The sequence below is a fragment of the Pararhodobacter aggregans genome (genome assembly GCF_003075525.1).
Taxonomy (GTDB): Bacteria; Pseudomonadota; Alphaproteobacteria; order Rhodobacterales; family Rhodobacteraceae; genus Pararhodobacter; species Pararhodobacter aggregans.
Window position 1 is genome coordinate 669,556 of the sequence record NZ_QDDR01000001.1, and the last position, 13,527, is coordinate 683,082.

The 13,527-nt window shown below is 66.6% G+C and carries 13 protein-coding genes; 12 read left to right on the plus strand and 1 reads right to left on the minus strand.

Features of this window, described 5'->3' with window-relative positions; genetic code table 11:
• Positions 1-14: 14 nt before the first annotated feature.
• Genes DDE23_RS03330 through DDE23_RS03340 form a run of 3 tightly spaced genes read left to right on the plus strand, consistent with a single transcriptional unit; the run spans position 15 to position 1,644 of the window.
• The gene (locus DDE23_RS03330) at positions 15-311 is read left to right on the plus strand and encodes a hypothetical protein (RefSeq protein ID WP_107749944.1); all 297 of its coding nucleotides are present in this window, start codon (positions 15-17) and stop codon (positions 309-311) included.
• The gene (locus tag DDE23_RS03335; protein ID WP_107749945.1) at positions 308-1,444 is read left to right on the plus strand and encodes a WD40 repeat domain-containing protein; all 1,137 of its coding nucleotides are present in this window, start codon (positions 308-310) and stop codon (positions 1,442-1,444) included. Before DDE23_RS03330 ends, DDE23_RS03335 begins: the two co-directional genes overlap by 4 nt.
• A 20-nt stretch (positions 1,445-1,464) precedes the next feature.
• Positions 1,465-1,644 (plus strand): hypothetical protein, encoded by a 180-nt coding sequence (locus DDE23_RS03340; RefSeq protein ID WP_107749946.1) that lies wholly within the window; start codon positions 1,465-1,467, stop codon positions 1,642-1,644.
• Here DDE23_RS03340 and DDE23_RS03345 read toward each other — a convergent pair.
• Positions 1,641-2,600: a hypothetical protein gene (locus DDE23_RS03345; RefSeq protein WP_107749947.1), complete on the minus strand. Its 960-nt coding sequence runs from the start codon at positions 2,598-2,600 to the stop codon at positions 1,641-1,643. The two genes, DDE23_RS03340 and DDE23_RS03345, sit on opposite strands and share 4 nt — an antisense overlap.
• Before the next feature lie 95 nt (positions 2,601-2,695).
• Between DDE23_RS03345 and DDE23_RS03350 the strand changes: the two genes are divergently transcribed.
• From DDE23_RS03350 to groEL, 9 genes are all read left to right on the plus strand, one after another.
• Positions 2,696-3,943 (plus strand): RNA polymerase factor sigma-54, encoded by a 1,248-nt coding sequence (locus DDE23_RS03350; RefSeq protein ID WP_170121773.1) that lies wholly within the window; start codon positions 2,696-2,698, stop codon positions 3,941-3,943.
• A gap of 534 nt (positions 3,944-4,477) precedes the next feature.
• Positions 4,478-6,142 carry an aromatic/alkene/methane monooxygenase hydroxylase/oxygenase subunit alpha gene (locus DDE23_RS03355; protein WP_107749949.1) on the plus strand — a complete coding sequence of 555 codons (1,665 nt, stop codon included), beginning with the start codon at positions 4,478-4,480 and terminating at the stop codon, positions 6,140-6,142.
• Positions 6,143-6,220: 78 nt separating this feature from the next.
• Positions 6,221-7,279 (plus strand): NADH:ubiquinone reductase (Na(+)-transporting) subunit F, encoded by a 1,059-nt coding sequence (locus DDE23_RS03360; RefSeq protein ID WP_107749950.1) that lies wholly within the window; start codon positions 6,221-6,223, stop codon positions 7,277-7,279.
• A 47-nt stretch (positions 7,280-7,326) separates the two neighbouring features.
• Positions 7,327-8,388: an aromatic/alkene monooxygenase hydroxylase subunit beta gene (locus tag DDE23_RS03365; protein WP_107749951.1), complete on the plus strand. Its 1,062-nt coding sequence runs from the start codon at positions 7,327-7,329 to the stop codon at positions 8,386-8,388.
• A 20-nt stretch (positions 8,389-8,408) separates the two neighbouring features.
• Positions 8,409-8,777 (plus strand): MmoB/DmpM family protein, encoded by a 369-nt coding sequence (locus DDE23_RS03370; protein WP_107749952.1) that lies wholly within the window; start codon positions 8,409-8,411, stop codon positions 8,775-8,777.
• 69 nt (positions 8,778-8,846) lie between these two features.
• Positions 8,847-9,926 (plus strand): NAD(P)-dependent alcohol dehydrogenase, encoded by a 1,080-nt coding sequence (locus DDE23_RS03375; protein WP_107749953.1) that lies wholly within the window; start codon positions 8,847-8,849, stop codon positions 9,924-9,926.
• A 32-nt stretch (positions 9,927-9,958) separates the two neighbouring features.
• On the plus strand, positions 9,959-10,981 hold the full coding sequence (locus DDE23_RS03380) for an amidohydrolase family protein (protein WP_107749954.1): 1,023 nt from the start codon (positions 9,959-9,961) through the stop codon (positions 10,979-10,981).
• Positions 10,982-10,986: 5 nt separating this feature from the next.
• Entirely contained in the window at positions 10,987-11,790 is an 804-nt protein-coding gene (locus DDE23_RS03385) for a metal-sulfur cluster assembly factor (protein ID WP_107749955.1), read from the plus strand.
• Positions 11,791-11,857: 67 nt separating this feature from the next.
• A complete protein-coding gene (gene groEL / locus DDE23_RS03390) occupies positions 11,858-13,489 on the plus strand; it encodes a molecular chaperone GroEL (RefSeq protein ID WP_107749956.1) in 1,632 nt (543 codons plus the stop codon).
• Positions 13,490-13,527 lie beyond the last annotated feature (38 nt).

A 13,527-nucleotide genomic window follows, 5' to 3' on the forward strand; every position in this document is an offset into this window, starting at 1 on the left:
TACAGGAGGCCGCCATGACCGGTCAACACGCCCGCAGCCTTGAGGCGATCCTGCAAGACCGCCTGCGGCTCGCGCAGGACATCGCCGCCGCCAATCGCGAGCATCTGCGGCTGGTGCAGATCGCGCGGGGCCTCGAGGTGCTGGCGCTGAAGGAAGACCGCGACGGCGAGGCGACGGCGGCGCTCGGGGCCGAACAGGAGACCAGCCACCGGGCGCTCGACGACAGTCTCGAAACCCTCAACCGGCTGGATGCCATGCTGGCGGGCCTCGATGACGAGCTTGCCCGCGCGATGAAAGGACAGATCCGATGAACATGGAGAAACCCCCGCAGGCGACGAGCCTCTTCGAGCTCCTGGCGCGGCGCTGGTCGCTGGGCGCGCCGGTCCGGCAGGTGCTGGCTAATGCCGCGGGCACGGCGGTGGTGGCCCTGCTGGAGGACGGGCAGCTCGCCTTCCTGCGGATGGAGGATGCCGAGAGCCCGGAAAAGCGCCTGAGGATGGAGCTGGACAGCGGCCGCATGACGATCCGCCCGCGCGAGCAGCCCTTGCCCGCGCCGCTGTTGAGCGAGGGGCCGGTGGCGGCGCCCGGCCTGCCGGTGGTCCGCTGCGGCGAGCAGGGTTTCGCCTTCGTCCATGCCCGCGGCTCCGAGGTCTGGCACGCCACCGCGCGCGGCCAATTGCTGCGCAAGGCCACGCTCAACGGCGTGACGATCACCGCGCTGGCCGCCCGGCCGCAGGCGCAACAGCTGGTCGTGGCGCAGGAGGGCGGGCAGGTCACGCTGCTGAATGAGGAATGGGGCGAGGTGATCGCCACCAGCACGCTGGCGCATCCGGTGGCGCGGCTTGCGATCTCGGCCGACGGGGCGCGGATCGCCTGCTGGGGGCCGGGGCAGGTGACGATCCTGCGGGGCGACCTCACGGCGCAGGTGCAGGTCGCGGTCGAGGGCAGCGCGCTCACGCTTGCCTTTTCGCCGGACGGTCGCTGGCTGGCTGGGGGCTGCGCCGAGAAGGCGCTGTTTCTGGTCGATCTGGCGGCGGCAAAGGCCGACCGGATCGTCGATTTCCCCGACGCGGTGAAGACCGCGGCCTTCTGTGCCGCCTCGAACGCGCTGATCGCTTCGGGCGCCTATCGCGTGGTCGGCTGGCAGGGGCCGGACCTGCCCTTCGGCGAGCACGGCGGCACCGCGCTTTCCACCGGCCGCCCGGGCCTGATCCCGGTCGAGGTACTGGCCCCTCAGCCCGGCCGCGCGCTCTGTGCGGTGGGCTATGCCAACGGGCTGGTGGTGCTGGGCCGGATCGGCGAGCGCGACGAGCTGATGCTGGCCGAGGGGCAGGGCAAGCCGGTCACGGCGCTGGCCTGGACCCAGGACGGCGCGCATCTGGCGATCGGCGGGGCGGACGGCTCCGTCGCCATCGCCACCTTCCCGAAATCCATGTTCAAATAACCCCCAACAGCGAGGCAGACATGACCCAAGCCCTTACCAATGAAGAGAAAAGCAAGGACGAATTCTTTCAGGCGCTGGCCCGCGTCGCCGAAGACATGGTCGAGAAACACGGCAAGGAATTCGCCTCGGGCGCGCTGATCCTGGCCGCGCAATGGGTGGCGCAGAACCGGATCGGCAAAAAGGACGACCCGATGCACTAATGCCGCGCCGTGGCCCGGGCCTGTGGCGGCTCGGGCGCGGTCAGGCTGTGCAGCTGGTTCACCACAATCGCGTTCATCGGCGCCGCCAGCGCCGCCAGCCCGCCCGTTCCCTCGGTTCGGGCGGCGGCCCCGGCCTCGATCAGCAGATCGGTGAAGGCGGGTTCGATCAATTGCGCGAAGGCACAGAGTTCATGCACCCGGAAGGTCGCGAAATAGAGGCTGTCGTCGTTGAGCAGGCTGTCGGGGCCGCGCGTCTCGGGCAGGCGGGTCTGCAACGCATTGCTGTGGACCGCGGCGCCCAGCGTGGCCAGCACCTGCCGCCGCCAGCCCGCATATTCGGTATCGGCAGAATGGTCGATGCCCACGGCATAGAGGCGTTCGGACACGGTCTTGAAGGCCCGGCCCCCGGCGATGTGGCGGCGCCAGAAATCGCTCGCCTCCTCGACAGTGCGGCAATCGGCAAAGGTCTGGGCCAGCTTCGGCCGCACCAGCAGCACCAGCGCCATATCGGCGTCTTCCGACACCGAACGGGCGATCTGCATGGCGGGCATCGGCAGCCCGGTCAGAGCCAGCAGCCGCAGCGCCGCCAGCTGGTCGGTCAGCCGCGCGGTGAGGCCCGCGAGCCCCTGCCATTGCGCGGCACTGAGGCCGGCGACCTGATGGCCGTGGCCGGCATGCGCCGCGGCATGCAGGGCCCGGACCCAGAGCAGGCACTGGTCGAACAGGAACACCAGATCGACGCCCGCGCTGTTCGCCGCCAGTTCCATCCGGGGCACGGGGCGGAAGCCGGGCACCGGCCGCAGGCCCAGCCGCCAGGCGCGGTCGAAATCGAGGCCGCTGGCCGACCACAGCTGTTTCACCCGCGCCAGAAGCTGGGGCGAGAGGCCGGGGTAGCTGAGTTCGGGCGGCGCGGTGTCGAGGGGAAGTACGCCGCCGCCGGGATCGGACAAGGTCATCGGCCAGCCATGCGTTGGGTCGGTGCGTGAAGGATAGACTGGCCCTCGCCGCGATGGCCAGCGCTTTGTGAAGACTGGAACAACAGGGGAAAAGGATGCCTCTAGGCACGCAATTGCGCACCCGTCAGGCACAGGTTTTCAGGATGGGGCAGGTGGTGGGCATCCTGCAGATGTCCGCCGGCGAGGTCGAGGATCACCTGACCGATTGCGCCCGGGACAACCCCTTGCTGGTGGTCCGCGCCCGGCCGCCGATGCGTCTGGGCAATTCCACGACCGAGGCGCTGGAACTGACCGCCGCCGATAGCGCGAGCAGCCTTTACGACCATGCCATGCGGCAATTGGCGGGGCTTCTGGCGGGCGGCGGGCCGGTGGCGCGGCTGGTCATGGCGCTGATCGAGGATCTGGAGCCTTCGGGCTGGCTGTCGCGGCCAGTGGCGCTGATCGCCGCCGAGCTGGGGCTCTCGGTCGAGGTGGTGGACAAGGGGCTGGCACTGGTCCAGCGGCGGATCGAGCCCGCCGGGCTTTTCGCCCGCAATCTGGAGGAATGCCTGCGGCTGCAGGTGCAGGACCGCGGGCTTTACGACGCCGCCATGGCCCTTGTGCTGCGGCATCTGGCGGTTATGGAAAGGGGCGGGCGGGCGGCGCTGGTCGCGGCGACCGGGCTCGAGCCCGGGGAGGTCGCGCGCTGCCTCGCCACGCTCCGGCGGCTCGACCCCAAGCCCGGCGCGGCCTTTGTCCGGGATCCGACGCTGATGCGCGAGCCCGATGTGCGGGTGACGCCGGGGGCCGAGGGCTGGCAGGTCGAGTTCGCCTTCGAACGCGAGGCGCAGATCGGCATCCTGCCCATGGGCCCCGGCGCCGCCACGCCCGCCCTGCGCGAGGCACAGGCGCAGGCGCGGGCCCTGAGACAGGCGCTGGCGCTCCGGCAATCGGCGATCCGGCGGGTCATGGCGGTGCTGGTCGCGCGGCAGGGCGGCTATTTCAGGGGCGGGGCCGAGGCGCTGGTGCCGATGACCATGGCCGAGATCGCCGCCGAGACCGGGTTTCACGCCAGCACGGTCAGCCGGGTCCTGGCGGGCCTCCTGATCGAGGGGCCGGGCGGCATCGTCGCGGCGCGCGACCTCTGCGTCGGGGCGGCCTGCGCGGACGGCGCCTCGAAACCCAGGGTCATGGCCCGGCTGCGCGCCTGGATCGCCGCCGAGGATCCGGGCAACCCGTTGTCGGATCAGGACCTTGCCGAGCGGCTGGCGGCCGAGGGCATGGCCGTCTCGCGCCGTGTCGTCGCCAAATACCGGCAGGAGATCGGCAAGGCCCCCGCCGCGCAACGCCGCCAGTCGGCCTGACCCTTTCCCCTTCGATGCCCCGAGCGGCGCGGTCCCCGGATCGCGCCGTTTCCTTATGCTGCGACCGCTAACGTAACAGCCGCGCTGCAGCATGTAACGTTGCGTTAACACCCCCGTGGACAGCGCTGTAACGTTTTTTGACACCCCGTCCGGCGGCGCCATCGGCGGGCACCACGCCAGCCGGATCCTGCAAAAAAATCATGCATTTTTAAATCACGTAAATCAGGGGCTTACCGCCGCAGCCCCGGTTTTCCGGCGGTGTCGGGCCGCCTCTGGAACGGCTCTTGCAGGAAATAGGACAGAACAGGGGAACAGCCGGGACACCGGCGACGGCCCCAAGAACGAAGGACAGGGAGAAGCGGTCGCGGACCGCGGGCCAGGGAGGAGACCCGGCGCGCGCCATTCAAGACCGGGAGCCTCAACCTTTGCCGCCAGCCGGCGCCGCGGATGCAAGCCCGTGGCGTCCAACCGCAACGGTGAAAGCCGACAACCGCGGCCCCGAGGGGGCTGCCGAGCTGTAAGGAGGCTCACGGCATGACATTGACGCTCAACAAGATCACGTCCCAACGGGGTATCTCGGTCGGGGAAGCCACCAAGAAGATCTCGGATCTTGGGTGGAACCCGACTTATGTGCAGGAAGCGGCGACCTTCCCCACCGACTACAAGATCACCAAGGCCCCGCGCGACCCGATGAAGCAGGTCCTGCGGTCCTACTTCCCGATGCAGGAAGAAAAGGACAACCGGGTCTACGGCGCGCTGGACGCGGCGCTGCGCGGCGACATGTTCCGCAACGTGGAACCGCGCTGGGTCGAATGGATGAAGCTGTTCCTGGCGATCATCCCCTTCCCGGAAATCTCGGCCGCGCGCTCGATGGCCATGGTCGCCCGCCTGGCACCGGGCGAAGACCTGCGCACCGGCTTCACCATGCAGATGGTCGACGAGTTCCGCCATTCCACGATTCAGATGAACCTGAAGAAGTGGTACATGGAGAACTACATCGACCCCGCGGGCTTCGACATCACCGAGGAAGCCTTCGGCAAGTGCTATGCCACCACCATCGGCCGCCAGTTCGGCGAGGGTTTCATCACCGGCGACGTGATGACCTCGGCCTGCATGTACCTGACCGTGGTCGCGGAAACCGCCTTCACCAACACGCTGTTCGTGGCCATGCCCTCGGAAGCCGCCCGCAACGGCGATTACGCGCTGCCCACGGTGTTCCTGTCGGTGCAATCGGATGAATCGCGCCACATCGGCAACGGCCATTCGCTGCTGATGGCCGCGCTGAAGGAGCCGGAGAACCACCTGCTGCTGGAACGCGACCTGCGGTATGCCTTCTGGCAGAACCACGCCATCGTCGACGCCGCCATCGGCACGCTGATCGAATACGGCACCACCAACCGCGACAAGGACAAGGAATCCTACGCGGAAATGTGGCACCGCTGGATCTTCGAGGACTATTACCGCACCTACATGCTGCCCTTGGAAAAGTACGGCATCAAGGTCCACCACGACGACGTGCACGAGGCCTGGAACCGGATCACCAAGAAGAACTACGTCCACAAGGTCGCCCAGTTCTTCGCCGTCGGCTGGCCGGTCAACTTCTGGCGCATCGAGGCCCAGACCGAGAAGGACTTCGACTGGTTCGAGGCCAAATACCCGGGCTGGTACGCCGAATTCGGCGAGTTCTGGAAATGGTACGCCAAGCTGTCGAAGCCCGGCGAGACGGTCATCACCTTCAACCAGGACACCGGCTACGTCTATCCGCACCGCTGCTGGTCGTGCCTGGTGCCCTGCCTGATCCGCGAGGACATGGTGGTCGATCAGATCGACGGCAAATGGCACACCTTCGCCCATGATCTGGACCGCTGGACCGCCGTCGAGGCCTTCTCGGACGAATACCAGGGCCGGCCGACCCCGGCGATGGGCAAGTTCTCGGGCAAGCGCGAATGGGAGACGGTCTATGACGGCTGGGATCTCGCCGACGCGATCACCGACCTGAACTTCGTGCGCGAAGACGGCAAGACGCTGGTGCCGCAGCCGCATCTGCGGTTCGACAACAAGGACATGTGGACGCTGGACCATGTGCGCGGCCACACGCTGCGTTCGCCCTTGAACATGCTGCGTGCCATGTCGGACGCCGAGCGCGAGGCGCATGTCGCCGAGTACCGCAAGGGCTTCACCATCCGTCCCTGCAACTGACCCCGATCCGGTGGGGGCCGTCCGCGGCCCTCACCCCCCAACGCGCGACCACCTCAAACGTGGTCTGGGAGGACTAGAATGACAGACGTGTACAAGGTCCGGCTGGAGCCGGTCGGCGTCGAGTTCGAGGTCGAGGAAAACGAGACCATTCTCAACGCGGCCTTCCGCCAGGGCATCGCCCTGCCGCACGGCTGCAAGGAAGGCCAGTGCTCGGCGTGCAAATGCGTCCAGCTCGATGGCGAAACCGAGATGCTGAAATACTCGACCTTCGCGCTGAACGACGGCGAGAAGGACAGCGGCCATATCCTGATGTGCCGGGCGCTCGCCTACAGCGATGTGGAGATCGAGCTTCTGAATTATGACGAAGAGGTTCTGTCCAAGTCCATTCCGGTGAAGCAATTCGCCGGCAAGATCGTCGATTTCCAGAAACTGACCCACGATATCCGGGGGGTGCAGATCGCGCTGGACGCGCCTCTCAAATTCTGGGCGGGCCAATATGTCGACATCACCGTCAGGACGGAAAAAGGGGAGGAGATTACGCGCTCGTTCTCCATGGCAAATCCGCCGAGCGAAACCCAAAACCTCGGCTTCATCATCAAGAAATACCCCGACGGACGGTTCTCCAACGAACTCGACGACGGCGGAATCCGGGCCGGAGCCGAGGTGCGCGTCGAAGGACCCTTCGGGATGTGCTTCCGACGCGAGGAGCGGCAAGGACCCGTGATCCTGGTCGGTGCGGGCTCTGGCATGTCGCCGGTCTGGTCGATCCTCAACGATCAGGTGACCAGCGGCGAGACGCGGCCGGTGCTGTTCTTCTACGGCGCGCGGACCCAGGCCGACCTCTTCAAGCTCGACGAGATCAAGGCCCTGACCGACGCCCACCCGGAGGTCGAATTCATCCCGGTCCTCAGCCATGCGGGCGATGACGCGGGCTGGACCGGCGAGCGCGGCTTTGTCCACGAATGCGTGGACCGGCGGCTCAAGGCGCTGGGCTGCGAAGGGCAGGGCGATGTCTATGCCTGCGGCCCGCCGCCGATGATCGACGCGCTGACGCCCGTCCTCTTCATGAACGACTTCGATAGCGAACGCATCTTCTACGACAAGTTCACGCCCACTTCCGGTTCTTCGGGCCACTGAGACGGCCCGAACGCTAGTGACGTGACCACATCCAAAGGGAGGCAAATATGCCAGCAACTTCCAGTTCCGTGGGATCCGGCGCCGCCGGTGACGCGATCTTCGTCGGCTCGAACAGCCGCAAATACAATTACTTCGAGCCGCGTGGCAAACGCGCCACGCATTACGAGGACGTCACCGTCGACGTCCAGCCCGACCCCGAGCGCTATCTGATCCAGGACTGGATCATCGAATTCGAGGGCGGCAAGGGGGGCGGCGCCTATCGCAAGGACAACACCGCGGCGCTGTCGTCGAACTGGCACGCCTTCCGGGCGCCCGACCAGGAATGGGAACGCACCCATTACCAGCGCCAGTCCAAGATCGAGACCATGGTGCAGGCGGTGATCGCCAATGCCCGCAAGGCCGGCGCGCCGCGCGCCTTCGACAAGGCCTGGCAGAAGATCCTGCAAAAGCATCTGGGCGCGTGGAAACACGCCGAATTCGGCCTCGGCACCTCGCTCATGCAGGCGCAGCGCTACGGCTACACGCAGATGATCAACAACGCGACGTTGACCAACTCGTCCTACAAGATGCGCCTCACGCAGGACATCACCCTCTATCTGGCCGAAATCGGCATGGATATCGAGGGCTGGGACGACGAGCTGGGCAAGCGGACCTGGCTGGAAGACCCGGTCTGGCAGCCCTGCCGCGAGGCGGTCGAGACGATCATGGGCTGCGAGGATTACCTCGAGCAGTATTTCGCCATCAACATCGTCTTCGAGCCGCTGGTGGGCGAGCTGATCCGGTCCGGGTTCTTCATGCAGGCGGCGGCGGCGAACAACGATTTCATCACGCCCCCCGTCGTCTCGGCCGCCGAGGCCGATTACGAGCGCAATCTCGCGAACACGGTCGACCTGATCTACCTGCTGGCCCATGACGAGAAGCACGGCGCCCACAACCGCGCGCTGTTCGGCGCCTGGCTGAAAAAGCACCGCGCCCTGGCCGAGAAAGCCGCCCAGGCGCTGCAGCCGATCTGGTCGCAGCCCCATTCCAAGCCCGTGTCGTTCGAGGATGTGAAAGCCGTGAGCCAAGAGCGCATCGGCCAGATCCTCCGCGAGCTGGGTCTCAGCTAATCCTCTGAAAGGGCAACGAAATGTCTACCACCGCTCGCGATTCCTCGAAGCAGAACATCTTCAAGTCGATGAAGGACATCACCTTCGAACAGACGATCTCGCATCAATGCGGCGTCACCATGAACGACTCGGTCGAGGCCCGCGCCATCGCCGAATTCATGGGCCAGGACCCGAAGGTGACGGTGACCTACAACCCCGCCACGATCCGCGTCGACGGCGAGGGCAAGCTGGTCTTCAAGATGGACGAGATCAGCGAATACCTCGGCCGCGAGATGACCGCCGAGATCTTCGAGGTGAACACCTCCACCCATTACGGGCGGATGGTCCGCGTCGATGACAACACGGTCATCCTCTACGGCAACATGGACGACGTGTTCGAATACATCTGACGGCTTTGCGCGACCCCGGGGCGCGGCCTGCCGCGCCCCAACGGACATTGACCAGCACAGGGGGCCAGTATGGCTGCGATGATGAAGGCCGCGGTTTTCGTGGAAAAGGGGCGCATCGTTCTGGAGGACAAGCGCATCCCCGATGTCGGACCCAATGACGCGCTGGTGCGCGTCACCACCACCACGATCTGCGGCACCGATATCCATATCCTCAAGGGGGAATACCCGGTCGAGAAGGGGCTGACCATCGGCCACGAGCCGGTCGGCGTGATCGAGAAGCTGGGCTCGGCCGTGACCGGTTTCCGCGAGGGCCAGCGGGTGATTGCCGGGGCGATCACGCCCTCGGGCTGGAGCCACGCCTGCCTTTGCGGCTATTGCTCGCAGGACGGGGCCGGGACCAAGCACGGCTGGAAGGCCATCGGCGGCTGGAAATTCGGCAACACCATCGACGGCTGCCAGGCGGAATACGTGCTGGTGCCCGATGCGATGGCCAATCTGGCGCCGATTGCCGACGGGCTGACGGATGAAGAGGTGCTGATGTGCCCCGACATCATGTCCACGGGCTTCGCCGGCGCCGAGAATGGCGGCATCAAGATCGGCGACACGGTGGCGATCTTCGCCCAGGGGCCGATCGGCCTGTGCGCCACAGCCGGGGCCAGGCTGATGGGCGCGAGCCGCATCATCGCCGTTGACGGCATCCCCGAACGGCTGGCCATGGCCCGCAAGATGGGCGCCGACGAGGTGGTCGACATCAAGGCCTCGAACGACCCGGTGGCGGCGATCATGGAGCTGACCGACGGCCGCGGCGTCGATGTCGCGATCGAGGCGCTGGGCCTGCAATCGACCTTCGAATCCGCGCTCAGGGTCATCCGGCCGGGCGGCACGCTGTCCAGCCTCGGGGTCTATTCGACCGATCTGCGCATCCCGCTCGACGCCTATGCGGCGGGCCTGGGCGAAAAGACCATCCGCACCGCGCTCTGCCCGGGCGGCAAGGAACGGATGCGGCGGATGATGGATGTGGTCCGCTCGGGCCGCGTCGACATGAAAAGCCTCGTCACGCATCGCTTCACCCTCGACCAGATCGAGGATGCCTACGAGCTCTTCGGGAACCAGCGCGACGGTGTCCTGAAGGTCGCGATCACCACCTAAGGCGAAACGTACAAGTCAGGTAGGAGGATACCATGTACAAGACCCCCGACGGCAAAGAGATCTTCGTGCTGGACGGCCATGTCCATTTCTGGGACGGCAGCCCCGAGAACCAGTCGAACATCCACGGCAAGCAGTTCATCGACTGTTTCTACGCCTATCACACCAACCTCAGCCCCAAGGAAGAACTCTGGGCCAAGGCGCGGTTCGAGAAGTACACCGAGGACGACATCTACCGCGACCTGTTCGTCGACGGGCCGGATGACATGGCGATCATCCAGTCGACCTATCTGAAGGATTTCTACAAGAACGGCTTTTCGTCCATCGAGCGCAGCACCTCGATGGCGCGCCGCCACCCCGAGCGGTTCATCGTCAACGGCTCCTTCGATCCGCGCGACGGCGAGAAGGCGCTGGAATACATCCACTACATGAAAGAAACCTTTGATATCAAAGGGGTGAAGATGTACACGGCGGAGTGGAACGGCGACAGCAAGGGCTGGGCGCTGAACGATCCCTCGGCCTACAAATGCTTCGAACTCTGCGACAAGCTGGGCATCCGCAACGTCCATGTCCACAAGGGCCCGACCATCATCCCGCTGTCGAAGGATGCCTTCAGCGTCGATGACGTCGATTACGCCGCGACCGATTTCCAGAACCTCAACTGGATCGTCGAACATTGCGGCCTGCCGCGTCTCGATGATTTCTGCTGGATCGCCACGCAGGAGACCAACGTCTATGCCGGTCTGGCCGTGGCCATGCCCTTCATCCATACCCGCCCGCGCTATTTCGGCGAGGTGATGGCGGAACTGCTGTTCTGGATCGGCGAGGACAAGATCCTGTTCGGTTCGGATTACGCGATCTGGACGCCGAAATGGCTGGTCGAGAAGTTCTGGAACTACCAGATCCCCGAGGATATCGCCGCCGAGCGCGGCGTGCAGCTGACCGATGCGGTCAAGGAGAAGATCCTCGGCCTCAACGCCGCCCGGCTCTATGACATCGACGTGGCGGCCAAGCGGGCTCAGCTGGCCGGCGCCCCGGTCCAGATCGCCGCGGAGTGAGGCCGATGACCGTCGCCCCCCTGATCGCGGAACTGGAGTTCGATGTCTGGGAACGCCTCGAGGCGGTGACGGACCCGGAGCTTGACGAACCCATCACCGAGATGGGTTTCGTCGAGCGCGTGACGCTCACGGGGGACAGCCGGGTCCGCATCGAGTTCCGGCTGCCCACCTATTGGTGCTCGCCCAATTTCGCCTTCCTCATGGCCTTCGGCATCCGGCGCGAGGTCGCCCGGCTGCCCTGGGTCAAGGGGGTCGAGGTCCAGCTTCAGGACCATTGCTTCGGCGAGCAGGTGAACGAGGGCGTGAACAGCGGCCGCGCCTATCACGAGGTCTTCGCCGAATATTGCGACGGCGCGGATCTGGCCGAGGTCGAGGCGAAATTCCTGGCCAAGGCCTTTGACCGGCGGCAGGAATCGGTCCTCTCGGGCCTTCTGGCGCAGGGGCGGACGCCGGGGGCCATCACCCGCATGCGGCTGGGCGAGCTGGCCGAGGTGACCTTCGGCGGCGAGGAAGCGCGCGCGCAACTGCCGCGCTACCTGTCGCTGCTGGCCGAGCGGGGCCTTGCCCGGGGGCCGGAGGCTCCGGCCTTCGTCACCTGGGAGGGCGCGCTCGTCACCGAGGCGGGTTTCGCCGACCATGTCCAGCGCCTGCGTTCGACGCGGATCAACATGGAGTTCAACGGCGCCATGTGCCGGGGCCTCGCCGCGACGCGCTACAAGGAAGTCGAGATCGGGCCGGAGGGACCGACGCTTGTCGACTTCATCCAGGGGCGGGTGCCGCCCCGGGAAGGGGCGGCTCAGCGCGCCTGACCGCCGACAATCTCGCAACGAAATCAAAAGGTCCCGAGGGGTTTCACCCTCGGGGAGGGAGGAAGATATGGCTAAACTCATGGTGCATGGCGAGGCGGCGCGGCAAAGCCTCGCCCGGGGCGTGGCCCGGCTGGCGGCGGCGGTGGAACCGACGCTGGGACCGAAGGGCATGAACGCCATGGTCGACCGCCCGGTCGGCACGCCGATGGTGACCCGCGACGGCGTCAGCATCGCCAGCGAGATCGAGCTGACCGACCGGTTCGAGAACATGGGCGCGCAGGTCGTGCGCGAAGTCTCGATGCAGACCAACGACGTGGCCGGCGACGGCACCACCACCGCCATCGTGCTGGCCAATGCGCTGGTGCAGGGCGGCGTCAAGCTGACGGCCGAGGGCGTCGCGCCGGTCGATCTGTGCAAGGGCATCGACCTGGCGGTGCAGCGGATCCTGACGGCGCTGGACGAAAGCTCGCGCGATTGCGCCGATCACCCGGAATATCTGCAAGCCGTGGCCCGGGTTTCAGCCACCGATGCGAAGCTCGGCGCGCTGGTGGCCGAGGCCTATCAGCGGGTCGGGCGCGATGGCGTCATCTCGGCCGATTTCGGCGTGACCATCGACACGACGATGGAGGTGGTCGAGGGCATGTCCTTCGAGCGCGGCTATATCTCGCATCACATGGTCACCGACCGTGACGCGATGGAAGCGGTGCTGCGCAACCCGCTGATCCTGATGACGGATCAGAAGATCCTGAAGCCCGAGGTTCTGGCCAATGCCCGCCGCATCGCCGATGACGAGGGCCGCCCGCTGATGATCATCGCCGAAGAGATCGCGCCCGAGGTGGTGATCTCGCTTCTGGATGGCGGCGGCGCCGGGAAATACCTGATCGTCCATCCCCCGGAATACGGCCATTGGCGCACGGCGATGCTGGATGACCTCGCGATCCTGACCGGCGGCGAGGTTCTGGCCCGCGATCTGGGCAAGAAGATCGAGAACGTCACCCGGGCGCAACTCGGCGGGGCGGAGATCGTCCGCTCCCATGCCTCGGGCACCAGCGTATTGAAAGGGCAGGGCGATCCCGCCGCCATCACGGCCCGGCGCGCGCAGGTGCAGCGCCAGCATGACGTGGCGCCGCCGAACGTGGAGAAGGACAAGCTGCGCGAGCGGCTGTCGAAACTGACCGGCGGCAGTGCCATCATCTATGCGGGCGGCTTCACCCCGGTCGAGCAGAAGCGCACCATCCAGCTGGTCGAGGACGCGCTCTGCGCCGTCAAGGCGGCGGCCGAGGATGGCGTTGTGGCCGGCGGCGGCACGGCGCTGGCGCAGATCGCGCCCTGCCTCGACGGACTCACGCCCGAGGGCGATGCGGCCAAGGGCGTGGCGCTGGTCCGCCAGATCCTGACCCAGCCCCTGCGCCGCATCGCCCGCAACGCCGGGGCGGATGTGGAAAGCGTGGTTTCCCGGGTGACCGGCGGGGCGGCGGGCAGCGGCTATGACGCCGCGACGGGCACCTTCGGCGACATGTTCGCGGCCGGGATCATCGACCCGGCTCGGGTGCCGGCCAGCGCGCTGGTCAACGCCGCCTCGGTCGCCACGCTGATCCTGACCACCGAGACGCTGGTCGCCAGCCTCGGCGAGGGGGAACCCGACCCGACCGAGGGCCCGGCGCTGGGCGGCGGTGCCGAACTTCTGGGCCGCAAGTGACGCCTTCCCGCCGTCCCGGGCGCGGGGCGGCGGCCATT